The sequence below is a fragment of the Phaeobacter sp. HS011 genome, from assembly GCF_018101215.1.
GTDB classification, from domain to species: Bacteria; Pseudomonadota; Alphaproteobacteria; order Rhodobacterales; family Rhodobacteraceae; genus Phaeobacter; species Phaeobacter inhibens.
Window position 1 is genome coordinate 434,669 of record NZ_JAGEUF010000002.1, and the last position, 23,355, is coordinate 458,023.

At 59.2% G+C, this 23,355-nt stretch carries 20 protein-coding genes and 1 tRNA gene; 8 read left to right on the forward strand and 13 right to left on the reverse strand.

Annotated elements, in window-relative coordinates; translation table 11 throughout:
• Nucleotides 1-39: 39 nt before the first annotated feature.
• Genes J4721_RS05565 through J4721_RS05580 form a run of 4 tightly spaced genes read right to left on the reverse strand, consistent with a single transcriptional unit; the run spans nucleotide 40 to nucleotide 4,326 of the window.
• Nucleotides 40-1,248, reverse strand: a complete 1,209-nt coding sequence (locus J4721_RS05565) for a beta-ketoacyl synthase (protein WP_211002251.1) — start codon at nucleotides 1,246-1,248, stop codon at nucleotides 40-42.
• Nucleotides 1,249-1,276: 28 nt separating this feature from the next.
• Entirely contained in the window at nucleotides 1,277-1,531 is a 255-nt protein-coding gene (locus tag J4721_RS05570; RefSeq protein ID WP_014874705.1) for an acyl carrier protein, read from the reverse strand.
• A gap of 48 nt (nucleotides 1,532-1,579) precedes the next feature.
• Nucleotides 1,580-2,653, reverse strand: a complete 1,074-nt coding sequence (gene lpxD, locus J4721_RS05575) for a UDP-3-O-(3-hydroxymyristoyl)glucosamine N-acyltransferase (protein WP_211002252.1) — start codon at nucleotides 2,651-2,653, stop codon at nucleotides 1,580-1,582.
• 38 nt (nucleotides 2,654-2,691) lie between these two features.
• Nucleotides 2,692-4,326: a murein L,D-transpeptidase gene (locus J4721_RS05580; RefSeq protein WP_102858554.1), complete on the reverse strand. Its 1,635-nt coding sequence runs from the start codon at nucleotides 4,324-4,326 to the stop codon at nucleotides 2,692-2,694.
• 373 nt (nucleotides 4,327-4,699) lie between these two features.
• On the opposite strand from J4721_RS05580, the gene J4721_RS05585 reads away from it, so the two are divergent.
• Nucleotides 4,700-5,269, forward strand: coding sequence for a DUF882 domain-containing protein (locus tag J4721_RS05585; protein WP_027247302.1), 570 nt, complete (start codon nucleotides 4,700-4,702; stop codon nucleotides 5,267-5,269).
• 241 nt (nucleotides 5,270-5,510) lie between these two features.
• A tRNA-Arg gene (locus J4721_RS05590) sits at nucleotides 5,511-5,587 on the forward strand.
• Nucleotides 5,588-5,917: 330 nt separating this feature from the next.
• Here J4721_RS05590 and J4721_RS05595 read toward each other — a convergent pair.
• From J4721_RS05595 to J4721_RS05605, 3 genes are read right to left on the reverse strand one after another with little or no spacing between them, the layout of a single operon-like run.
• Nucleotides 5,918-6,979 carry a methyltetrahydrofolate cobalamin methyltransferase gene (locus tag J4721_RS05595; RefSeq protein WP_014874709.1) on the reverse strand — a complete coding sequence of 354 codons (1,062 nt, stop codon included), beginning with the start codon at nucleotides 6,977-6,979 and terminating at the stop codon, nucleotides 5,918-5,920.
• 3 nt (nucleotides 6,980-6,982) lie between these two features.
• Nucleotides 6,983-7,915: a methylenetetrahydrofolate reductase gene (locus J4721_RS05600; RefSeq protein ID WP_211002253.1), complete on the reverse strand. Its 933-nt coding sequence runs from the start codon at nucleotides 7,913-7,915 to the stop codon at nucleotides 6,983-6,985.
• Nucleotides 7,916-7,941: 26 nt separating this feature from the next.
• Nucleotides 7,942-8,238: a virulence factor gene (locus J4721_RS05605; protein WP_014874711.1), complete on the reverse strand. Its 297-nt coding sequence runs from the start codon at nucleotides 8,236-8,238 to the stop codon at nucleotides 7,942-7,944.
• A 324-nt stretch (nucleotides 8,239-8,562) separates the two neighbouring features.
• Here J4721_RS05605 and J4721_RS05610 point away from each other — a divergent pair, with 324 nt between their 5' ends.
• Both J4721_RS05610 and J4721_RS05615 read left to right on the forward strand, forming a co-directional pair.
• Nucleotides 8,563-9,675, forward strand: a complete 1,113-nt coding sequence (locus tag J4721_RS05610; protein ID WP_014874712.1) for a Ppx/GppA phosphatase family protein — start codon at nucleotides 8,563-8,565, stop codon at nucleotides 9,673-9,675.
• A 70-nt stretch (nucleotides 9,676-9,745) separates the two neighbouring features.
• Complete coding sequence (locus J4721_RS05615) at nucleotides 9,746-10,501, forward strand: RlmE family RNA methyltransferase (RefSeq protein WP_014880028.1); 756 nt, start codon at nucleotides 9,746-9,748, stop codon at nucleotides 10,499-10,501.
• 409 nt (nucleotides 10,502-10,910) lie between these two features.
• Here the strand turns inward: J4721_RS05615 and J4721_RS05620 are convergent, their stop codons facing one another.
• Nucleotides 10,911-11,774, reverse strand: a complete 864-nt coding sequence (locus J4721_RS05620) for a YihY/virulence factor BrkB family protein (RefSeq protein WP_014874714.1) — start codon at nucleotides 11,772-11,774, stop codon at nucleotides 10,911-10,913.
• Nucleotides 11,775-11,888: 114 nt separating this feature from the next.
• Here J4721_RS05620 and cls point away from each other — a divergent pair, with 114 nt between their 5' ends.
• Nucleotides 11,889-13,307 carry a cardiolipin synthase gene (gene cls, locus J4721_RS05625; protein ID WP_211002254.1) on the forward strand — a complete coding sequence of 473 codons (1,419 nt, stop codon included), beginning with the start codon at nucleotides 11,889-11,891 and terminating at the stop codon, nucleotides 13,305-13,307.
• 17 nt (nucleotides 13,308-13,324) lie between these two features.
• On the opposite strand, the gene J4721_RS05630 is transcribed toward cls, so the two are convergent.
• A complete protein-coding gene (locus J4721_RS05630; RefSeq protein WP_014874716.1) occupies nucleotides 13,325-13,774 on the reverse strand; it encodes a potassium channel family protein in 450 nt (149 codons plus the stop codon).
• Nucleotides 13,775-13,870: 96 nt separating this feature from the next.
• Nucleotides 13,871-14,251: a hypothetical protein gene (locus tag J4721_RS05635; RefSeq protein ID WP_211002255.1), complete on the reverse strand. Its 381-nt coding sequence runs from the start codon at nucleotides 14,249-14,251 to the stop codon at nucleotides 13,871-13,873.
• Nucleotides 14,252-14,439: 188 nt separating this feature from the next.
• On the opposite strand from J4721_RS05635, the gene J4721_RS05640 reads away from it, so the two are divergent.
• Genes J4721_RS05640 through J4721_RS05650 form a run of 3 tightly spaced genes read left to right on the forward strand, consistent with a single transcriptional unit; the run spans nucleotide 14,440 to nucleotide 18,702 of the window.
• Nucleotides 14,440-15,150, forward strand: a complete 711-nt coding sequence (locus tag J4721_RS05640) for an ABC transporter ATP-binding protein (RefSeq protein ID WP_211002298.1) — start codon at nucleotides 14,440-14,442, stop codon at nucleotides 15,148-15,150.
• Nucleotides 15,147-17,606 (forward strand): FtsX-like permease family protein, encoded by a 2,460-nt coding sequence (locus tag J4721_RS05645; RefSeq protein ID WP_211002256.1) that lies wholly within the window; start codon nucleotides 15,147-15,149, stop codon nucleotides 17,604-17,606. Before J4721_RS05640 ends, J4721_RS05645 begins: the two co-directional genes overlap by 4 nt.
• Entirely contained in the window at nucleotides 17,596-18,702 is a 1,107-nt protein-coding gene (locus J4721_RS05650) for a lipocalin-like domain-containing protein (protein ID WP_211002257.1), read from the forward strand. The genes J4721_RS05645 and J4721_RS05650 overlap by 11 nt, the downstream gene beginning before the upstream one ends.
• A 91-nt stretch (nucleotides 18,703-18,793) precedes the next feature.
• On the opposite strand, the gene J4721_RS05655 is transcribed toward J4721_RS05650, so the two are convergent.
• The 3 genes from J4721_RS05655 to J4721_RS05665 all read right to left on the reverse strand — a co-directional run bounded on the left by J4721_RS05655 (nucleotide 18,794) and on the right by J4721_RS05665 (nucleotide 22,975).
• Nucleotides 18,794-19,225 (reverse strand): universal stress protein, encoded by a 432-nt coding sequence (locus tag J4721_RS05655; protein WP_014874721.1) that lies wholly within the window; start codon nucleotides 19,223-19,225, stop codon nucleotides 18,794-18,796.
• Entirely contained in the window at nucleotides 19,222-21,831 is a 2,610-nt protein-coding gene (locus tag J4721_RS05660; protein ID WP_102883460.1) for a TRAP transporter permease, read from the reverse strand. Before J4721_RS05660 ends, J4721_RS05655 begins: the two co-directional genes overlap by 4 nt.
• Before the next feature lie 178 nt (nucleotides 21,832-22,009).
• On the reverse strand, nucleotides 22,010-22,975 hold the full coding sequence (locus J4721_RS05665; RefSeq protein ID WP_014874723.1) for a TAXI family TRAP transporter solute-binding subunit: 966 nt from the start codon (nucleotides 22,973-22,975) through the stop codon (nucleotides 22,010-22,012).
• Nucleotides 22,976-23,355 lie beyond the last annotated feature (380 nt).

The following is a 23,355-nucleotide window of genomic DNA, read 5'->3' on the forward strand; positions in this document are numbered from 1 at the left end:
GTTTTTTTATGTTTTACTTCCGGGTATCCGGCTGCGCGCTCAGATCTTTCGCAGGGCCAGCACCGCGTTCAACCCACCGAAGGCAAAGGCATTGCTGAGGGCGACAGTCACATCGGCCTGCCGCGCCTCATTCGGCACCACATCGAGCGCGCATTCGGGATCCGGTTCCTCATAACCGATGGTGGGCGCCACAACTCCGTCGCGCAGAGCCATGATGCAGGCCAGCAGCTCCACCGCGCCTGTGCCGCCAATCAGGTGGCCGTGCATGGACTTGGTGGAAGATATCATCAGATTATCAGCGTGCGGGCCAAAGACATCGGCCACCGCGGCACATTCGGTTTTGTCGTTGGCGGCGGTCCCGGTGCCATGGGCGTTGACATAGCCGACATCCTCCGGGTTCAGCTTCGCATCCTGCAAGGCGCCAGCAATGGCCCGCGCTGCGCCTTGTTTGCTGGGCATCACGATATCGGCGGCATCCGATGACATCGCAAAGCCAATGACCTCGCAAATGATATCGGCACCGCGGGCGCGGGCGTGCTCGTAGTCTTCGAAGACAAACACGCCGGCGCCTTCGCCCTGCACCATCCCATTACGATTGGCGCTGAAGGGACGGCAGGCATCGCGTGACATTACCCGCAACCCCTCCCAGGCCTTCACCCCGCCAAAGCACAGCATCGACTCCGACCCGCCTGTGATCATCACCGGCGCCATCCCGGAGCGGACCATCTGAAACGCCTGTGCCATCGCATGATTGGAGGAGGCACAGGCGGTGGACACCGTGAAACCTGGCCCCTTCAGATTGTGTTCCATGGAGACATGACTGGCTGCGGCGTTGTTCATCAACTTTGGAACGACGAAGGGATGGACACGGTTCTTCCCCGCCTCATAGACCGAACGATAGTTGTCGTCCCAGGTCGATACGCCGCCGCCGGCCGTGCCTAGTACCACGCCGGATTTCTGCGACAGCTCGCCATGAAACTCCAGACCGGATTGGTCTATCGCCTCTTTGGCGGCTGTCAACGTGAACTGGGTAAACCGGTCATAAAGGCTCATCTGCTGGCGGTTAAAGCGACCCTCCGCCTCAAACCCGCGCACCTGACCCCCAATTCGGATGGATAGGCGATCAACATCTTGAAACTCAAGTTCGCCAATACCGCAGCGCCCCTCGGCCATTGAGGTCATCGTCTCGGACACAGTGTGTCCAAGCGCGTTGATCGTCCCCATCCCGGTGATGACAACCCGGTTCATTTGTCGTCTCCAAGCCGAATCCGCATTGTCATTTTTCTGAAATCAGCTTGTCGATGCCCGCAATAATTGCCGCTACGTTGGAGATGTCAAAATCGCTTTTTTCCGGTTCATTGGCATTGAAAGGAATGGTGATATCAAACTCTTCCTCAATGGCGAAGATACTCTCGACGAGGCCGAGGCTGTCGATCCCCAGATCCTCCAGCGTGCTGTCGAGTGTCACATCCGATGGCTCCAGCACAGCCTGTTCGGCAATGATGGCGATGACCTTGTCCTGTGTGCTCATAAGGGACCCCTGATCAATGGTATTCTGCGTGATGTAGTTGCTGCGCCGTTATTTGAAAACCGCCTTCTTCAGCGCTTCAATGTCGCGCATCAGACGGCCAAGGCGTCGCTGCCCCTTATACATCTCGGTATGTGTCTCCATTTTGACAGCCGGATATCCCATCACCACGCGACCCGCTGGTACATTGGACAGGATTTTGGTGCCACCCCCTGCGATCACGCCATTGCCGATGAAGATATTGTCGGCAACGCCGGTCTGTCCGCCCAGAACCACGTTATTGCCGATATCGACCGAGCCGGAAATCCCGGTCTGCCCGCAGAGCAGGCAATCCTTGCCGACACGGGTGTTGTGGCCGACATGTACAAGATTATCCAGCTTGCTGCCGCTGCCGATCACCGTGTTGCGGATGGTGCCGTTGTCGATGGTACAGTTGCTGCCAAGCTCGACATCATCGCCGATGTCCACGGCTCCCAGCGAATGGATGCGCAGCCAGCTTTGCGCTTTGGTCTCGCCTTGATCACCCATGGTCTTGCGGGCGGTTTCCACGCCTGACACCTCAGGGGTGACATAGGAAAACCCATCGCCGCCAACCCGCGCACCGGGTTGGGCACGAAACCGGTTGCCGATAGTCGCGCGCGCGCCAATGCTGACACCTTCGCGTAGTTGGGCGTCCCGGCCGAGGGTCACATCCGCACCGATGTAGCATTGCGGCCCGATCACCGAGCCTGCGCCAATGCGCGCGCCAGCAGCGATCACTGCCAGCGGGCCGACACAGACGCCGTCGCCCAGTTCGGCCTCCGGGTCGATAACAGCACTGGGGTGAACGCCCGACCCAAATCCCTGTCCGGGATCCAGCAGCCGGGTGATGCCGCCCATGGCCAAGCGCGGGCGCGGTGCAAAGATTGCCGCCTGCAGGCCCATGGCCTGCCAGTCAGCACCTTCCCAGACAAGGCCCACGCGGGCGCTGCCCTCGTCCAGGCTCTCGGCATATTTGGGGGCCATCGCCATCGCCAGATCATCCGGCCCGGCATCCTGAGGTTCAGCGGCACGCAGGACCGTCAGATCCAGATCTCCATCAGCCTCTGCCTGAAGCGAGGTGGCGATTTCGCGGACTGTAAACATGTCGGGCCCTTCCGGTCTGTTGCCTTTAGGCCCGAGGATTACCCTTGTACGCCCGGCAACACCACCCCTGCCCGTTCCAGCGCGGCCCATACCTTGGCGTCACGGCCATAGATGTCGCGCCGGTACTCCGGCTGCCCCTTAGGCGTCACAAAGGCGGTGCGATAGATGATATGAACCGGCACCTTCTGATCCAACACGACCTTGGTCTCTTTGCCGCTGTTCAGAATGCGGTGAAAGAAGTCCTTGGGGTTTTCGGTCTGGCGAGCCAGCAAAGCATAGGCAAATTCAAAGGGTTGCGCGAGGCGGATGCAGCCATGCGAGAAGGCGCGCACTTCGCGTTGGAACAGGCTCTTCTGCGGCGTGTCATGCAGGTAGATATTGTATTTGTTCGGGAACATGAATTTCACCAGCCCGAGCGCGTTTTTGCGGCTCGGCGGCTGGCGCATCGCAAAGGGGAAGGTCCGCGCGGTATATTTGGAAAAATCAGCGGTGGCGCGATTCACCTTGCGACCGCGGCTGTCGGTGATTTCGATATGGCCGACCGCATTGGGATTGTTGCGCAGCTTGGGCAGGTATTCCTTGGTCACGATGGAGCGTGGGACATACCAGCTGGGATTGATGACCATATGCTCCATCTCATCGGAGAACTCCGGCGAGCGTCGGTCGGCATTGTCCTTGCCAATGACCGAGCGGGTCACAAAGGTCACCTCACCATTGTCGATGATCTTGGCAGTGAAGTCGGTCTGGTTCACCAGAACATGGCGGGTGCCGCGCTCAGGCGTCAGCCAGCGTTCACGCTCCATTGCGACCAGCACTGATTTCAGCCGCGCCGAGACAGGTTTGTTGATTTCCGCAAGAGTACCACCACCGGCAACGCCGTCAGCTGTCAGGCCGTGATCAGATTGAAACGCCTGAACTGCGCGCTCCAGCGCGCCATCATAGCGGCGCGCCGCACTGCGCGGCAGATAGCCCATGGCGATAAGACGATTGCGCAGCGCGATGACCGCCGGACCGCTGTCTCCGCTCTCCAGTTTCTTGGCGGCAACCTGCGGTCCCCAACCACCGGCCCGCTGCAGCGCTTCCAGTCGCATCTTCTCACGCAGCAAGGCCTGATATTGGGCGCTTTGCGGGGCGAGGCTACGCAGATAAGCAACCGGCGCCTGATCGCGAATACCCGCCAGATAAGCGGCAAAATCAGGCTGATGCTTCTTACGGACAATGCCATCGTCAATCTGGCGCGGCTGCAGGAGCCCGGTTTGCAAATCACTGGCATAGCCGACCAAGGCCCGGCTCATTGCAACCTCGGCCCGACCCAGATCACGCGTGGTCTGGACCGTGCGCAGGACGTCCATCAGTGTGTTGATTTCCGATGTCCGATCCGGAAGCCCGTGCATTGGCGCCTCGCCCAGAGCGCGGAACAATGCAGCGCGACGGGCGCGGGCGGCATCATCGCTCCCGGTCCAGATCGCGGTGTACCCCGTCTCGCGGTAGAACTGTGCAACCGGATCGCTGGCCGAGGCCGCCTCGGCAACAGCTTGCTTAAACGCGGTTACCTGCGCTGCGGCACCATGCGGTGCGCTGAGTACAAAGCCGCCAAGCGCAAGCGCAAACAGCCCCGCCTTCAGCGTCGGGCCAACAGTCGAAATGGCACGGGTCACAATGACAGGCGACATATGGGTACGGTCCTCAAATGAATTGCTTTTCACAGTTTGCGGTTGCCTACATGAAATCCTGGTAAACGCCAGCCCTCGCTGTCCATTCACATTTTGATCAGCGCAAACAGGCAACAGGCACCTGCGTCTTATGGGCCGCAATAAGGCCCATACAGCCCGTGGCTGCCACGACACATTGAGGGGAAATTAACCATTTATTTCCCTTTTGCGCAAAAAATTGCCGAAATTCACAGTTCATGTCGAGCTGCAACATTCAAAACTTGGCGCGCGATTCTGTATGTGCAATACATTCTCGCGTGGAAACAGGACCACACTATGTCCGTAACATCGGGCACAGGCAGAGACATCAGGCGTACGGGACAGCGCAGTGACAATGGCTACTACTGAAAAATCGGGTTTCTCCCGTCGTGCCCTTTTGGGTGCGTTCGCGGCAACAACTTTGGTCGCCGCTCCGACCTTCTCCAATGCAGCTGGCTTCTTGCGCGGCGCGGGCGACATTCGGCGGATCCGAATGTTCTCAGGCCGCACCGGTGAGCGGATCGATATGGTGTATTGGATCGACGGAAAATACATCAAGGATGCGGTGAAGGAAGTGAACCACTTCATGCGCGATTGGCGCAACGATCAGGTCAAGGACATTGATCTGCGCACCATTGATATCATGGCTGCATCGCACAACCTCCTTGATGTGAACGAACCCTATATGATGCTGTCGGGCTATCGGAGCCCGAAAACCAACGCCATGTTGCGCAGCCGGTCACGTGGGGTTGCGAAAAATTCACTTCACATGCGCGGTCAGGCGGCAGATCTGCGGCTTTCATCGCGATCGGTATCGCAGATGGCCAAGGCTGCGCAGGCCTGCCGTGCGGGTGGTGTTGGCAAATATAATCGGTCCAACTTTGTCCATATGGACTGTGGCGTCGTCCGCAGCTGGAACGGCTGATACCACGCCCGTTCCTGACCGCCTGTCCCGAGGCTTTGCAAACCCATGTTGCGACGCGACATGGGTTTTTTGCTGCGTGCAAAAGCTCCGCTTGAAAGGGGGGGGGGGCAAAGGAATTCACTGCGCGTCATGGGCTATCCGAAGCAACTACATACAGACTACAAACGCCTGAATTGAATTATGGTTCCGGTGTTTTTTGCCATTGCAGACCCATCCTGTGACGGCTATACGACCCATATAGGCACCTGTAGCTCAGCTGGATAGAGCGCTGCCCTCCGAAGGCAGAGGCCAGAGGTTCGAATCCTCTCAGGTGCGCCACTTTTCCCAAGTCAAAACTGATCTCTAAGCAGACGCGATGTCCGCGTGCAGCTGGACGGCAAGGGCTTGCCGGTCCGAGCGGCAGAAGTGGACGCTGCTCTGCTCGCGCACTATTATTGGTTAATCCCGACAAATCCGGGGCGGGAGAGAGCGGCCTGCGTCCATGAAGGAATGGTTTTACCCGTGGGTCGCTCGTTTTGCCTCTGCCTTATCTTGCAGTTTTGACCATGTGGCAGCTGCTGGGGCTTTTGGACGCTGTCCTGCTGGGGCTGACAAGAAAAAAGGTCAGACCGAAGCCTGACCTCTGTTGTTTTTGTCGCTGATCCCGGATCAGGCGCGGCGGCGGCGGCCACCGGCGCGACCACCCCGGCCCCGGCCCTCTTCACCCTCTTTGGCAGGCTCTTTGTTGGCCTTGATCCACTCCCCACCATGTGGGTCGTTGTTGGTCAACAGGTTGGCGGCGCGGATGGCCTCCATTTCCTTGCCAGCGCGTGGCTTGGTGGAGCCCAAACCGAACATCTGAACGAAAGCCTCGTCTTCCATACCTTCGGGGAGGATGATGCCCGCGGCCTCAACTTCGGCTTTCTTTTCTGCGATCTTCTTCTGAGTGATCGGTAGAGCAACCGGGTTCATGATTGCAGAGGTCATGCCCGCCCCCATGGCCATCGGCAGGAAGGCGTTGTTGATGCCGTGACGGTTTGGCAGGCCGAAGGAGACGTTGGAGGCACCACAGGTGGTGTTGACGCCCAGTTCTTCGCGCAGGCGACGGACCAGGGCAAACACCTGCTGACCAGCAGTTGCCATCGCGCCAATCGGCATCACCAGCGGGTCAACCACGATGTCATGCGCAGGAATGCCGAAATCTGCGGCGCGCTCGACGATCTTCTTGGCGACGGCGAAGCGCACATCGGGATCTTCGGAAATGCCGGTGTCATCGTTGGAAATCGCAACAACCGGAACATTGTACTTTTTGACCAGGGGCAGCACGTGCTCCAGACGCTCTTCCTCGCCGGTGACGGAGTTCAGCAACGGACGACCTTCGGCGGCCTGCAGGCCGGCCTCAAGCGCACCGGGGACAGAGGAGTCGATGCAAAGCGGCGTATCGGTGAGGCCCTGCACCAGCTCGACGATCTTGGTCATCAGGGGCGGTTCGGTCTCATTCGGGTTTGGGTTGGAGTTGTAGACAACACCCGCATTGATATCGAGGATGTTGGCCCCCGCCATCACCTGTGCGAGCGCGTCTTTCTCAACCGTGGAGAAATCACCCGCTTCCAGTTCGGCGGCCAGTTTCTTACGGCCGGTGGGGTTGATACGCTCACCGATCACGCAGAACGGCTCATCAAATCCCAGGATTGCGGTTTTTGTCTTAGATTCTACGACAGTACGGGTCATTGTTTATCCTTGGGAATTGACCGGCTGCGCTGCTGCGCCGCCGTTGTTGATGGCCCAGGTGGCGTTGGTCTTGATGCCACCCAGCGGGAAGAAATGCACATTGGTGATGTTGAAATCGGGGTTGGCGGCCTTGTGGGCGGCCAGTTCGGCGATCACATCGGTCGGCTCATAGGGCAGCAGCAGCTTGGAGACATCCATGGCCCGTTTCTGCAGCACCTTCAGGGAGGGGCCAACACCACAGGCGATGGCGAATTTGATCAGCGTCTGCAGCTTTGCCGGACCGGCGATACCGATATGGATCGGCAGGTCAACGCCGGCGGCCTTGATGCTGTCTGCCCATTCGATAATCGGCTTTGCCTCAAAAGCGAACTGCGTGGCTAACGCCATTTTTGCGTCCGTGCGATCAGAGAATTTCTGTTTCCACAGAAGAGCATCAGAGACGTTCTTCATGCTGCCGTCGTGGTCGATATCCTTGTTGCCTTCCGGATGGCCAGCCACGTGCAGATTGCTGAAACCGGCCTTGTCAAACAGCCCGGTTTCCAAGATCTGCATGGAGCTGTCGAATGCGCCATGTGGCTTGGCCACACCACCGGCCAGCAGCAATGCCTGTTTGACGTCAGCCTCGCCCTGATAGCGTGCGATCCAATCAGCCAACGTTGCCTCATCCTGGATGATACGCGCGGGGAAATGCGGCATCACAGGGAATCCTTCGGCATTGATGCGCTTGGCGGTCTCCACCATCTCCTCAATTGGGGTGCCTTCGATATGGGCGATGTAGACGCGGGTGCCTGCGGGCAGCAGATCGCGGAAGTTTTCAACCTTGGCTGCGGTGCGCGGCATCACCTCGATCGAGTAGTTTTCCAGAAAGGCCTCGACCTCGGGGCTGCTGGGCTGGACTGCACCGGCATCGCGTTTCTTGAAGTTCAACAAAGCCATCGTGGCCTCCCATAAAGATGTCAGGCTCATGCCCATCCGTCGTTGGCGATCAGTGTCTTCAGACGGTCCTGATCATAATCCGCTTCTAGACGCTTGGCCTCGGCCTCTGCGATGTCTGCAGGCTCACCTTCAACCGCGTAGGGCGCCGCCTTGCGCCACTCTGCGAGATAGGCATCAGCGTCCTTCGCGTTCACCTTCATGGCGGCACGGTCGATGGCTTGTTCAAACCGCTCTTCCAATTGGCGTTTTGCCCCGCGACGGCCTTTGCCGACGATGATCTGAGCGGGGATGTCGCGCCAGTATACGATGGTGACGTCGGGCATTGCCTTGGCTTCCTTTGCGTCTGTGTAAATGCGTTTCTAGTGTGGCATCGCCGGGCGCGTTCGTCGGATTTCGACCTGACGTTGGTTCTGAGCGACCTTTTTCCGGGTCGCTTCTGGATAACAACGCGGCCCGGCGCTGGCTACTGCGTAGCTCTCTCATAATATTCAACAGCTTTATGAATTTGGTCGGCAAAGCGTTCAAAACTGTTCAAAAAACGTCAATTCCTGCTGCTGCAAATCGTCATTGTAGCGTTCGGCCCATCTTGCACGCAGCGATGCGCCCACATATGCTTGTATCAACACGATTATCGGAGGGCGTGAATCATGGCGCCCAGGCGTTCCAAAGGTGCGGGCGCATTTCCCCGAGCGGTAGAGAGCCCTGCACCGGCCCGCCCAGATCCTGATGCGCTCTATGCGGCGCTCGATCTGGGAACAAATAGCTGCCGGATGCTGATTGCCCAACCCAAGGGCAGCGGCTTTCATGTGGTGGACAGCTTCTCAAAGTCGGTGCAACTGGGCGCCGGGTTGGAGCGGACCGGGCGTTTGTCGCGCGCGTCCATGGCGCGCACCATTCAGGCGCTTCGCATCTGTCAGCAGAAACTCAAGCGTAACCGGGTCAAACGGATGCGGCTGGTTGCGACCGAGGCGTGTCGCCGCGCCAAGAATGCGCGCGAATTCATTCGCCAAGTGCGCCGCGAGACCGGCCTGACGCTGGAAATTATCCAACCAGAGGAAGAAGCCCGTCTGGCGGTAATTTCCTGTGCGCCATTGGTGTCGACCAAAACGGATCAATTGCTGGTGGTGGATATCGGCGGCGGATCTACGGAATTGGTCTGGATCGACATTTCTTCTATCCCCCGGCGCGATCGTCCCTCGGCGATCATGCGGCTTCATGCGGGGTTCCACCCGGCAGAGAGCCCCTTCCCTGCGGCGAAGGTGGTGGACTGGATATCCGTCCCCCTGGGGGTGGCTACGCTGCGCGATCAGTTCCACGATGTGGAGGATGATGCCGCGCGGTTCGCGCTGATGAGCTGGTTTTTTGAGGAAAACCTTGCGGATTTTGCCCCCTACAAGGATGAGCAGACCCGGCAGGGATTTCAGATCGTCGGAACCTCCGGCACGGTCACGACCGTTGCAGCCTCCCATCTGGGACTAAAACGTTATGACCGTACGAAGGTGGACGGGCTGCGGATGACCAGCGATCAGATTGACAAGGTGATCCGCTCTTATCTAGAACTCGGCCCTCAAGGGCGCCGCAGTGACCCGCGCATTGGCGAAGACCGTCAGGCGCTGATCATGTCCGGTGCGGCAATTCTGCAGGCCTTGTTACGGTGTTGGCCGACAGATCGGTTGTCCGTGGCGGATCGGGGCCTGCGCGAAGGTCTGCTTTATGCACAGATGAGCGCCGATGGCGTACTGGAAGACGGGCCGTTTTGACGGCCTTAGACAGGATATGAGCGTCCGATAGCTGACCAGATGTGGTCACGGGCGACAAGGAACAGCGGATATGGCAAAGACACCCACGGGAAAAACACCCACTGGTAAAAACACCTCCGGGCGCGGGCAGCGCGATCTGAAGGTCAAGGTCAAGACCGCCCGGGGGCGTAAACTCAGCTCGACCCGCTGGTTGCAGAGGCAGTTGAACGACCCTTATGTGAAACGTGCGCAGGCCGAGGGCTACCGTGGGCGCGCGGCTTATAAGATCATGGAAGTCGATGATAAGTTTCGGTTTCTCATCAATGGTGCACGGGTTGTTGACCTCGGTTGTGCGCCGGGTGGCTGGGCGCAGGTTGCGGTCAAGCGGATCAATGCCCTGGGCGAAAAACCGGGTAAGGCGGTTGGCCGTATCATTGGTGTCGATCTGCAAGAGGTGGAGCCGCTGGCCGGTGCCGAATTCCACCAGCTGGATTTCATGGACGACGGTGCCGATGACAAGGTCAAGGAATGGCTCGGCGGTAAGGCGGATGTGGTGATGTCGGATATGGCTGCGGCCAGCTCGGGTCACAAACAGACCGACCATTTGCGGATCATCTCTCTTTGCGAAACGGCGGCTTATTTTGCCTTCGATGTGCTGGAAGATGGCGGGACGTTTGTTGCGAAGGTGCTGGCCGGCGGTGCGGAGGGCGAGTTGCAGAAACTACTGAAGCAGAAATTCACCAAAGTTTACCATGTCAAACCACCGTCTTCGCGGTCCGACAGCTCCGAGAAATTCGTGGTCGCCACCGGTTTTCGCGGCGATGCGTCAGACGCGGCGGAAGACTGACGCGAACTGGTAATCAGGGTGGGGTATCGTGCCCTGCCCTGTTGGGTCCCTGCGGCACATTTCAGCTCAGCGCGGCTGCACCGCAGCACCAAACGAGCGGAGTGCCATCGTCTGCAGGGCAAGCGTTTCCAGCGAAGTGCCTTCCGAGCGTAGGGTCACACGCGGCATGTCCGTGTGCGTGGATGGTTTCAGCCCCGCACGGGGCGCAAGCAAGCGCTGGACCAATGGGCGGGTCGGAAGTTTGTTTTGCAAGAGACGCATCTGATCCTCATACCATCTGAGCTGTCGTGGCCGATATGATCTGAGGATACATTGATCACTGGGCCGTGATCGTGACCCAATTGTGGCAAAGCTGCCTTATTGTTGCAATTTGCGAAACAATTACGCGCGATGGCACATATCTTGCCCGTCAGACTTTTGTCTTGGAGGTCGGGTGCAACAATACGCCGTTCAGCTCCGCTCCCAGAATCAGAATGGCAGAGTTGAGGTAGAGAAAGATGAGCGCCGCCATTGCACCGGCAAGCCCAGCGTAAGTGGCTGAATACGATGCGAAGCTGCTGATATAGATGGCAAAGGCCAGCCCCGCAGCCCACCACAGAACCACCGTTAGGAGTACACCGGGCAGCACCTGCGTGAACCGGTGTCGCTTGGCTGGAAGCAGCATGTGAAAGGCGCAAACAGCAATCAACGGGATTACAGCGACCAATATGCCATTCAGACCACTTTCCCAGTTGCGAGCAAGGGGCACCTGCGGGAAGAAGCTGGCCAGATGGCGCGCATACAGCGGCAGGATCAGTTCGAACACGGCCGCTGCCATGATGCCGGCACCACCAAGGATCACCAGACCGATGCACAGGCCTCGGGTTTTCCAGAATGGCCTGTGGTCTCGCTCATGATAGGCCTGAACCATCGCCAGCCGCACCGCATCCACCCCGTTTGAGGCAAAGTAGATCGCAATCACACCGCCCAAAGTCACCACCCCTGTCGAGGAGGTTGCAAGGACGGAATAAACCTCGCGCACAATTGGATCCGAGACGCTGTCGGGCCATGACCCGAAGACCAGCTCGACCAGGTTTTTCAGATCAATCCCATCGGAAAACGCTCCCGCCACCGCGCCGGTCAGCGCCACAGTGAATAGGATGAACGGAAACAGGGCCAGCATCAGCGACATGGCGATGTGGCTGCTCAGCACCCAGCCATTCTTGTCGTTGAACCGCTTGGCGGCCAGATACAACGCATAGGCGCCGGGCTTGACATAGGGACGGATGCTCATGGCGAAACGGTCTCATAGCTTGGATCGAAAAACCAGCCCTTTCAGGGAGATATAGCCAAAGGCGCCTACCGAATGTAGGGTCGGGCTCAAGATGAGCCACAGAGGGGCGCTGTGATGGTCGAGGTCGTGATAAGCACATCTGCGCTGCTGTTGATGTGGGGGCTTGCGGGGCTTGCGTCTCTCAAGGCGGCGCGCACTGCCCGCACGCCGCAGGGCGCTATTGGCTGGGTGGTATTTTTGCTCTCAGCGCCGCTTCTGGCGCTGCCGCTGTATCTCTTCTTCGGGCAGCGTAAATTCTCCCGCTACCGCGCGACACGGCGTGAGGCAGAACGGGTGCTGAACGCGCTGCGGGTCTATTCCACCCGGTATACTCAGGACCGGGATCAGCTTGCGGTGAATCAGGCGCCCTTCGAACGGCTCGCCGGATATCCGGTCTGTCGGGGCAATAGCTTTGAGCTGCTGATCAACGGCACCGACATCAGCGATGCGATTATCGACGCCATTGATGCGGCCGAAGACTATGTTCTGGTTCATTTCTATATTGTGCGCGACGATCAGATCGGCCAGCGGCTCAAATCTGCGCTGCTGCGGGCGCGTGAGCGCGGGGTGGCTGTCTGGTTTATGACCGATGCGGTCGGCAGCCATGGGCTTTCGCAGCAATACCGTGCGGATCTGGATGCAGCGGGTGTCAATCAGGTTGATCCAAGCACCCGACCCGGCCCTAAACATCGCTTTCATCTCAACTTTCGAAATCATCGCAAGACAGTGATTGTCGATGGTCGGGTCGGCTTTACCGGTGGGATGAACATCGGTGATGAGTACATGGGCCGCGATCCCAAATTTGGCGACTGGCGCGATACGCAGGTGAGGCTCAGGGGGCCTGCAGTCCAGCAACTGCAGCTCGGCTACGCCGAAGACTGGTTCTGGCTTACAGAAGATCCGATCCTTGATCTTTTGACGTGGGAGTGCGCGCCGGTGTCTGAGGGCGGAAAACCTGCGTTGGTGATCGAAACAGGCCCCGGCGACAGCACCGTCAATGGCTCCATGCTGTATTTCTCTGCAATTGCCGCCGCACAGTCGCGAATCTGGCTATCTTCGCCATATTTCGTTCCGGATCAGGATGTTATGGCTGCACTAAAAAATGCCGCCCTGCGCGGCGTCGATGTGCGCATCCTGCTGCCGGATACTGCGGATCACTACGCCACGTGGCTGGCTGCTTATGCGTATTTCGATGACCTGCGCGATGTTGGTATCGATATATACCGATATCAGGCCGGGTTTCTTCACCAGAAGGTGTTTGTGGTGGATGACAGCATTGCGGCAGTGGGTACGATGAATCTGGACAACCGGTCGTTTCGGTTGAATTTCGAGAGTATGGCAATGTGTTTTGATAGTGAGGCCGCGGATCAGGTCGCCGATATGCTGGAGCAGGACATGGCCTCTGCGCGTCTTTTGACGACGGACCTGGAGGCGCAACCTCTCAGCATTCGTTTTGGCGCGCCAGTTGCCCGTTTGTTGGCCCCTGTCCTGTAAACTCAGCTCGCGACGTCTCAGCGGTCTTTCACGGGCGCAGTTTCTTCCAGAAGGAAAACCTCACGCAGGGCGGCGACCAGAAAGGCCGTGCTTATGCCAAAGGCAAAAAGCCCGGTTACCGCACCAAAGGCCGCGAATATCCGCATGCCCTCGCCCAGAACAATATCGCCATAGCCCAACGTCGTATAAGTGGCGAGTGAGAAATAAATCGCAGTATTCCAATCACCTATAGCGCCGGAAAAAATCAGCGCCGTGGCCCAGATCCAGACCTGCAGGGTATGGGCAAAGACGATCAGACCAATCGCCACCGCAAGTACAACGCTGATTTGCAAGAACCGTCGTCTGCGCTGTAGAATACCCAGCCGTTCGCGCAATATATGGATGCAGAAGACCAGCAACCCGGCTTCGACCACCAGACAAATACCAAGGTACAAGCTGCCCATCAGCAGCTGTTGGATGAGTGTCATACCCCCTGCCCCTCATGCGCCGGGTTTCGTGCGGTCAGCGCCCGGATCTGTTGTGACCGGATCGGTCAAGATCGCTGTTTCGCGCAGTCTATTCAATCAGCGCTGGGACATGCAATCGCGATAATGCTGCTTGACCAGTCGTTTGCGGCGCGCCTCTGGTGTATTGAAATAATCGTCACGATCCTCGGCGTCCGACCCGCGACGGGAGCCGGCGCTGCGGACCTTGCCATCCTGCACGCTGATCCCGATACGGGCGGTGCCGGAGAACGTGATCCCGACGCGATCATTGCCCAGTCTCAGGTGGTCGGCGGAGTCGCTGCGGGGCGCCCCTGCGTAGGCCTCCGCCCGGCTGCGGCACAGCGCATCGCGACTGGTATTTCCAGAGTCCGCCAGAGCAGGTTCACCCAGACATAACACCAGCATAGCCAGTGCGACAATTTCACGGCGGTGGCGGGATGGCGGTGAGAGCAGCAACATGGCAAAACCTAATTTAAGCAGCCCCGCAGAATTGCATGGGCACTGTCCAAATGGGGGCTAGATCCCCGTGCGTCAATGTTGTGCTGTGTGCCGGGGTATTCGGCGCCGGGATTTGATCCCTGCCCGTGCGGAGTTGCACACAACGTGAGCCGTAGAAAACTGTTGTACAGGCATGGGGTTGTAAAGTGATGCTCATTATTGAGGACCTATATAAATCCTATCAAGGCCCCTCCGGTGATGTTCCTGTTCTGAACGGGGTATCACTACAACTGGGATCTGGGCACAGCCTAGCGCTGACCGGGGATAGCGGTTCTGGAAAAAGCACACTTCTGCATCTGGCGGCGGCTTTGGATCAGGCCGACAGCGGGCGGATCATGGTCGATGGCACCTCTCTTGAAGAGCTGGATGACACGGGACGTGCCGCGCTCAGGCGTCAGCAGGTCTCATTGGTGTTTCAGCAATTCAATTTGGTCCCCGCCCTAACCGTTGGGCAGAATATCAGCCTTCATGCCCGATTGGCCGGGCGCGTTGATCCGGTTTGGATAAAGGCACTGACTGAGCGACTTGGGTTGGCGGAGTTTCAAGAGCGCTACCCGGAGCAGCTCTCTGGCGGGCAACAACAGCGCGTTGCTATTGCGCGCGCGCTCGCCATGCGACCAAAGCTCCTTCTCGCGGATGAGCCGACGGGAAATCTTGACGAAGGTTCAAGTGCTTCGGTGATGGAGCTTATGCTGGATCTGGTGCGCGAAACCGGTGCGGCCCTGTTGCTGGTGACACATTCGCAGGCCATTGCTGAACTGCTCGATCAGCAGCGTCATCTTAGCAAGGGGCGCCTGCGGGGCGATCGCTCATGTGACGGCACCTTGTCCGATGGCAACCTGCGCGAGGGTAAGGCGTGATCGGGGCAACATTCTCGGCGATCCTGTCTCATTGGCGCCTGCACCCGCTACAGTTGGCAATGCTGGTGACCGGCCTAGCCCTGGCCACGGCACTCTGGTCTGCGGTGCAGGCCATCAACGCAGAGGCCCGCGCCAGCTACGCCGAGGCTGCGGCCCGCATCTCCCCTTCCGGGCAGACATATCTGATCGCTCAGAATGGATATATCAAACTGGGTCAATATGTTGAGCTTCGACGTGAAGGTTGGCAGCTGTCACCGGTTTTGATCGGAACACTCACGGAGGATACAGCTGAAGCGGGGCCTGCGGATATTGAGGTGATCGGGATCGATATCCTGTCGCACCCGATGATGGCCCGGCTGGCTGCGACCGACACATCCTCCGAAGAAGGCGCGCAAGAGGCGTTGACCCCTGCCGACCTGCTTCTGGCCCCGGGTCATCTGTTTGCGCATCCTGATAGTGATTTTGATCTGTTGTCGCGTAGCCTGCCGCCTGTAACACGCACCACTACGGTGCCGCGCGATGTGGTGGTCGGCGATATCGCAACTGTCGCGCGTCTTCTGGGAAAACCATTTCTGATCAGCCGGTTGGTGGTGCTTGACGAACAACCGATCGGCCTGCGCCCACTGTCAGAACTGGCCCCTCATCTGCGCCTGCAAACTGCATCCACTGGCGCGGACACTGCGCAGTTGACCCGGAGTTTTCATCTCAATCTCACGGCTTTTGGACTGTTGTCCTTTGCGGTGGGCCTATTCATCGTACAGGGTACGATCGCGCTGGGGATTGAGCAGCGACGCGGCCTGTTTCGCACGCTGCGCAGTTTAGGTGTGCCGCTTAATACGCTGGTTGGGCTTATTTTTGCAGAACTTCTGGTGATTACAATACTGGCGGCGCTGCTTGGCTTGTTCCTGGGCTACCTGATTGCTGCGGCCTTACTCCCCGGCGTTGGGGCGACGCTATCAGGCCTCTATGGCGCATCGCTGGATGGCAGCCTGCAACTGCGGCTCGGCTGGGTGTTTTCCGGCCTGGCAATGGCGCTGGCGGGAATGGCACTTGCCGGGGCGCAGAGCTGGGTCAGCCTGTCGCGCCTGCCCATTCTGGCGGCTCCGGCTGCGGCGGCACGCGGTCAGCAGGCCCTGCGCGGGCATCGTCTCTCGGCTTTGTCCGGCGCCCTTCTTGTATTGGGCGCGGCCGCGATGCCTGCACTGTTCGACGGGCTGCTTGCGGGGTTTGCCTTTCTCGCTGGGCTGATGCTGGGGGCCGCGCTACTGCTGCCCTTGGCCCTGTCCCGGTTGGCGTCGGTTGGTGTGCAGCTGGCGCGCCGGCCGGTAACGCTATGGCTCTGGGCGGATATGCGGGCGCAATTGCCCGGTCTTTCGCTGGCGCTGATGGCATTGCTCCTGGCGTTGGCGACGAATATCGGCGTTGGAACAATGGTGTCCAGCTTCCGCCTCACCTTTCTGGGCTGGCTGGATCAGCGATTGGCGTCAGAACTGTATATGACGCTGCCGCAGGAGGACATGGCACACGACGTGCTGCCGTGGCTCGCCGACAGGGGCATTCGCGCCCTGCCGATCCGCCACAGTGATGAGCGGTATGTGGGAACGGAGGGAACCGGCGCACCGATGGAGGTCTACGGTGTGGTGGACGATGCCACCTATCGCGATAACTGGCCACTGTTGCAGGCTGAGCCGACGGTCTGGCAGCAGCTGGCCGAGGGACGTGGCGCGCTGATCAACGAACAGCTGGCGCGGCGCGCGGATCTCGGTTCCGGAGATACGCTGATGATCGCGCCGGACTGGCGGATGCGGATTGCCGGTGTTTATTCCGACTACGGAAACCCCAACCCGCAGGCGATTGTGGGGCTTGAGACGCTGCTGCTGCATCGCCCGTCGATTGAAAACCGCCGGTTTGGTCTGCGGCTGCCGCCTGCCGATGTCGCGGAGGTCCGCGCGGTGCTGCAACGTGAGTTTGGTTTGCCGCGCAGCGCGTTTATCGACCAGAGCGCGCTCAAGGCGCAATCGCTGGCGATTTTTGACCGGACCTTTGTGGTGACGGGCGCGCTGAACCTTCTGACCTTTGGTGTAGCGGGATTTGCCATGCTCACCAGCCTGCTGACACTCTGGAGCCAGCGCCTTCCGCAACTGGCGCCGATCTGGGCCATGGGGCTGACACGTGGACAACTGGCCCGGTATGAAATCCTGCGCAGTGTGATCCTTGCGGGGCTGACCGCATTGCTGGCGCTGCCCTTGGGGTTGCTGCTGGGCTGGGCGCTTCTGGCCGTCGTCAACGTCGAGGCCTTTGGCTGGCGTTTGCCGATGTCCCTGTTCCCGCTGGATTGGCTGCAGTTGCTGCTGATGGCGCTGATTGCGGCAGCGCTGGCCGCTGCTCTGCCCGCCCGTCGGCTGTCGAAGTTGAAACCCGCCGATCTGTTGAGGGTCTTTGCAAATGAACGTTAAACGCACCCTTGCCGCAGTTGTCAGCAAATTCACCCTGGCCGTAACATTGCTGGCGCCGCTTGCTGCTCCCGCTGCCGCACAGGGCTACGCCGGATTGGGAACCGAGGCGGATGGCTTTGCCGTGCCGGTTCCGGGTCGCCCACTGGTGTTTCCGCGCGATCACGCCGCCCATCCGGATTACCGGATTGAATGGTGGTATCTGACCGCCAACCTGACCGGTGATGATGGGCGCGACTACGGCGTGCAATGGACGCTGTTCCGCTCAGCTCTGCGCCCCGATGGCAACAGGCAGGCTGACACGGCTTCAGTCTGGACAGATCCGCAGATCTGGATGGGGCACGCTGGCCTAACGACGCCGAACGCCCATTATTCCGCGGAGCGGCTGGCCCGCGGCGGCATCGGTCAGGCTGGCGTCGCCGCAGCGCCGTTTGAGGCCTATATAGACGACTGGCATATGCGCAGCAGCGCCCAAAGCCTGCGGGAGCTGTCCCTGCGCGCAACCGGTGAAAGCTTCCGCTACGACCTGTCGCTGAGCGCCAATGGCCCGCTGGTGATGCAGGGCGATGGGGGCTATTCGGTGAAATCGGCGGATGGGCAGGCGAGCTACTATTATTCCCAGCCGCATTATCAGGTGGCCGGTACGCTGGATCTGCCGGATGGGCCGGTGGCGGTGACGGGTGACGGTTGGCTTGATCGTGAGTGGTCCAGTCAGCCCCTGTCAGAAGATCAAAGCGGCTGGGACTGGTTTTCGCTGCGGTTTGACAGTGGTGAGAAGCTGATGGGATTCCAGTTGCGCGGTGCCAGCCTGTTCACCTCCGGTACATGGATTGCAGCCAACGGAACCCCAACTCCGCTTGAGCCGGGCAGTCTGCAGGCAACCCCTGTCACGCTCACTCTGGTTGCCGGTCGTAAGGTGCCGACGGAGTGGCAGCTGCGACTGCCGTCGCGTGATTTGGATGTCCGTGTTACAGCTATCAACCCGCAGGCATGGATGGCGATGTCTTTTCCCTATTGGGAGGGGCCGGTGCGCCTCAGCGGCAGCCACCTTGGCAAGGGGTATCTTGAGATGACCGGCTACGGCGCTCCGGCGGATTAGCGGGCGACCAGAGCATCTCACACAGAAGCAAAAAGGGCGCCCTTTGTAGCGCCCCTTTCACATGGGTTAGAAGTGGTTGCGGATCAGTTGGTCAGCGCACCACATAGACAGAACAGGTCGAATGCCGGATCACCCGTGCCGCATTGGGGCCAAGCAGGTAATCCGACAGCTCCGGCTTATGCGCGCCAATCACGATCAGATCGGTCCCCGCCTTATCGGCGACTTTCAGGATCTCCTGATAGGCTTTGCCGGTGGCAACCACATGGCGCACCTTGGCGTTGCGCTCCGCCCCCAGGATCTCCTCACAGAGTTTACCCAAGTGATCTGCGGTTTCCTTGACCGCGCGGTCATGGTGATGATCCTCGAAGAACCCCGAGACCCAGCTTTCGCCAAAATCGGGCAGGACATTGACCACATCCAGCTGTGCCTGATCCAGATCCGCCAGCCGTGCCGCTTCGCGCAACACCTTGGCGTCAATGGTTTTGTCGCTCAGCTCCAATGCGCAGAGAACAGATTTGCTCATGCCGGGACTCCTTCCTTGCTGGCCCGTGCGCGCTGCAGGAAGGCGATCATCGCCAGTAGCAGCAGCGCCGGGATGAAGATCAATTCCTTGGGCAGCTGGTCTGCCGGTGCTTGCACACTCAGCAGGCGGACAGGCTCGTCACCGTAGAAGTCGAAGCTGTCCATGCCAGACTGCGCGGGCGTGCCGAACATCGGCTCGTCCAGCTTGACCACACCATCCTCAGGCAGAAGCATCAGGCCAAAGGCATCAACCTGCGCCTGACCATCGCCACCATCAGCGACAGGCAGGATCAGCGTTGTGGTCTTCTGCTCACCGGTGTCGAAATCCGGCCCTTCCACGGTGATCCGTAGCTCGCTACCGGCTGGGGCCGTGGCCACGGTTTCCACCAATGCGGCTGGATCCGTGCTGGCGAACGGAGGCATCAACCGGTTCATGAAGAAGTCCGGGCGGAACAGGGCAAAGGCGACCAGTACCAGCAACACGCTTTCATAGATGCGGTTGCGAGTCAGGAAGTAGTTCATCGTACCGGCGGTGAAGGCCAGAATGGCGATGGTCGCAGAAATCGCTACCAAAATGCCCTGCACCCAGGTCACATCAATCAACAACAGATCCGTGTTGAAGATGAAGACAAAGGGCAGCGCCACGGTGCGCAGGCTGTAGAAAAACGCCACAAAGCCGGTGCGAATGGCATCGCCCCCCGACACCGCAGCGGCGGCAAAGCTGGCCAGACCCACTGGCGGTGTCACATCCGCCATGATGCCGAAGTAGAACACAAAGAGATGTACGGCAATCAGCGGCACCACCAGCCCCGACTGCGCGCCAAGTTCGACCACAACGCCGGCCATCAGAGAGGACACCACGATGTAGTTGGCCGTGGTCGGCAGTCCCATGCCCAGTACCAGCGACAGCAGACCGACCATGATCAGCATAAGGATCAGGTTGCCACCGGACATCAACTCCACCAGTTCCGACATCACCTGACCAACGCCGGTCAGCGTCACAGTCCCAACAATGACGCCTGCGGTGGCGGTGGCCAAGGCAATGCCGATCATGTTGCGGGCGCCGTCAATCAGCCCGTTCCACAGGTCATGCACCCCATCAAGGAAGCTGTGCGCCAGAGTGCTTTGCCCCCGGAACAGCGCCTTCAGTGGTTTTTGCGTCAGCAGGATCACAAACAGTAGCGCAGTTGCCCAGAAGGCGGACAGGCCCGGCGATTTCTGCTCAATCATCAGGAAATAAACCAAGACGATGATCGGCAGCAGATAGTGCAGGCCCGCCTTGTAGATTTCTCCTACCACTGGCAGCTCGACCTCAGCCGCATTGGGATCATCCGGCACCAGATCATCGGTCCCGGCCGCCAACCACAATAGTCCCAGATAGGCTGCAACCACGGATAGCGACAGCACAAGGCCAGAGGCGCCGGGGATCGCGGCGGTGATCGCCTTAATGGGATATTGAATGCCGTAGCAAAGTGCCGCGAAGCCAACGAAAAACGCGGCCATGCCGCCGATGGTCCGTCCCATAGACACCACGCGGTTGCCCAGCGTGGGCATGTTCCGCTTAACCGCCTCAAGATGGACGATATAGACCAGCGCGATATAGGAAATCGCGGCCGGCAGGAAGGCATGGGTGATCACTTCGACATAGGAAATGCCGACATATTCCACCATCAGGAACGCAGCAGCCCCCATGACGGGCGGCATGATCTGGCCATTCACCGAAGAGGCAACTTCGACCGAACCGGCCTGCTCCGAACTGAAACCCACCCGCTTCATCAGCGGAATGGTGAAGGTGCCGGTTGTCACCACATTGGCGATGGACGAGCCGGAAATCAGACCGGTGGCGGCCGAGCCAACAACAGCGGCCTTGGCCGGCCCACCGCGCAGATGCCCCAGCGCACCAAAGGCCATCTTGATGAAGTAATTGCCGGCCCCTGCCTTATCCAGGAGCGCGCCGAACAGCACGAAGAGGAACACGAATTTGGTGGAGACACCCAGCGCAATGCCAAAGACCCCTTCAGAGGTGATCCACATATGGCTCATCGCCTTTTTCAGGCTCGCGCCTTTCCAGCGGATGACTTCCGGCACCCAGTCGGAGGAGCCAAAGAACACATAGGCAAGAAAAATACAGGCAATAATTGCCATCGCCGGCCCCAGCGCGCGGCGTGCCGCTTCGAACAACAACAGCAACCCGATTAGGGCCACCCATTTGTCCGTATCATCGGCAAGCCCGCCGGAATTCACGATTTTCTGGTAGAAAATGTAACCATAGAGCGCGATCGCTGCTCCGACGATTGACATGATCCAATCCTGAATCGGAATGTAGTTGCGTGGGCTGGATTTCAGCGCGGGATACGCCGCAAAAGCCAGGAAGATCGCAAAGGCCAAATGGATTTGGCGCGAGTTGTTGACCACGCTGCCAGGCAACAAAAGATTTGAAACTGGCGAGGCCAGCACAACCTGAAAGACGGACCATATTACCGCTACAATCGCCAAGAACAGCCCAACCGACCCAACCGGGTTGCGCGCGCCGGCATCTGAGGATGCGACGAGGTCCTGTAGCTCTTCTTCGGTAAGCGGTCGATTTCCTTGAACATCGGATGTCATGGAGTATCCCCCTGAGGCCGTCAGACACTGCGGCCGGTTATTCTTGGGTGTTGCCCTTGGCCCCGACGCGCCCTGCTCCCTGATGGAGTTTCAGCGCCTCATGGCAAAGGGCAAAGCCTTCACGGCAAGGGCAAAACGGGGCACCAATTGGCGCCCCGCTGCAATCATCAGAGATGGGTTATTCTACCCAGCCCTGCTCCTTGTAGTATTTCGCGGCACCGGGATGCAGCGGCGCGGAAAGGCCTGCGGTTGCCATTTCCTCGGGCTTGAGGTTGGCGAATGCAGGGTGCAGTTTTTTGAAGTCATCGAAGTTTTCGAAGACCGCTTTCACTACGGTATAGACCGCCTCGTCGGAGACCTGATCAGAGGTGACGAAAGTTGCGCCCACACCGAACGTACCTACATCTGCGTCAGAGCCACGGTACATGCCACCGGGGATGGTTGCAGTCCGGTAGAAGGAGTTGTCGGCGATCAGCTTTTCAACGGCTTCGCCATCAACGGTCACCAGAACGGAGTCACAGGCGGTGGTGGCTTCCTGAATGGAACCCGAAGGGTGGCCAACGGTGTAGACCATCGCGTCGATCTGGTTGTCACAGAGCGCTGCGGATTGTTCGGCCGCTTTCAGCTCGGTCGCCAGAGCGAAGGCATCCATGCCCCAGCCTTTGGCTTCCAGCAGCACTTCCATGGTGCCACGCTGGCCGGAACCAGGGTTGCCGATGTTGACGCGCTTGCCTTTGAGGTCGTCAAAGCTGGTCACGCCGGCATCGGCGCGGGCCACAACGGTGAAGGGCTCGGGATGCACGGAGAACACCGCGCGCAGACCTTCAAAGGCGCCCTGCTCTTCAAATTTGGAGGTGCCGTTGTAGGCGTGGTACTGCCAGTCGGACTGTGCCACACCAAATTCCAGCTCGCCTTCGCGGATGGTGTTGATGTTGTAGACAGAGCCGCCAGTGGATTCCACGGAACAGCGGATGCCGTGCTCTTTGCGGGTTTTGTTGACCAGACGGCAGATCGCGCCACCGGTCGGATAGTACACGCCGGTTACGCCGCCGGTACCAATTGTGATGAATTCTTCTGCCATGGCAGCAGGCGCCATAAAGGCAGTTGCTACTAGGGCGCTAACGGCCAGCTTGGTGTTGGTCATATGTGTTGTTCTCCCACGTTTTTTGTCGTCGAAACCGTTAGCCGCATGAGGTGCGGCTGGGGGTCGTTGAACCCTTGGGGACATGTAGACGCCAGGTGTGATTTGTCGCGCGTTCTGGCAACAATTTCCGGCAGGTCCAGAGGTTTAAGCGTTTCAGGCGCATCCGGCCAAGTCAAGGCTTGCGGTCCGCCCCATTGCCAAAGGGCACTGGGTTTCTGCGTATCTGACACTGATCCCGAAGTTTTCCCCCGTACCCACATCCGTTGGATTCGGCGCACTGTGGCAGATTGTCACACCTGAGTGCAAGCCAACTCTGACAGTCAAACCCCTTTGGTGGCGATATTTTTTGCACAAAAATTCGGAAACGCCGACGCCATAAA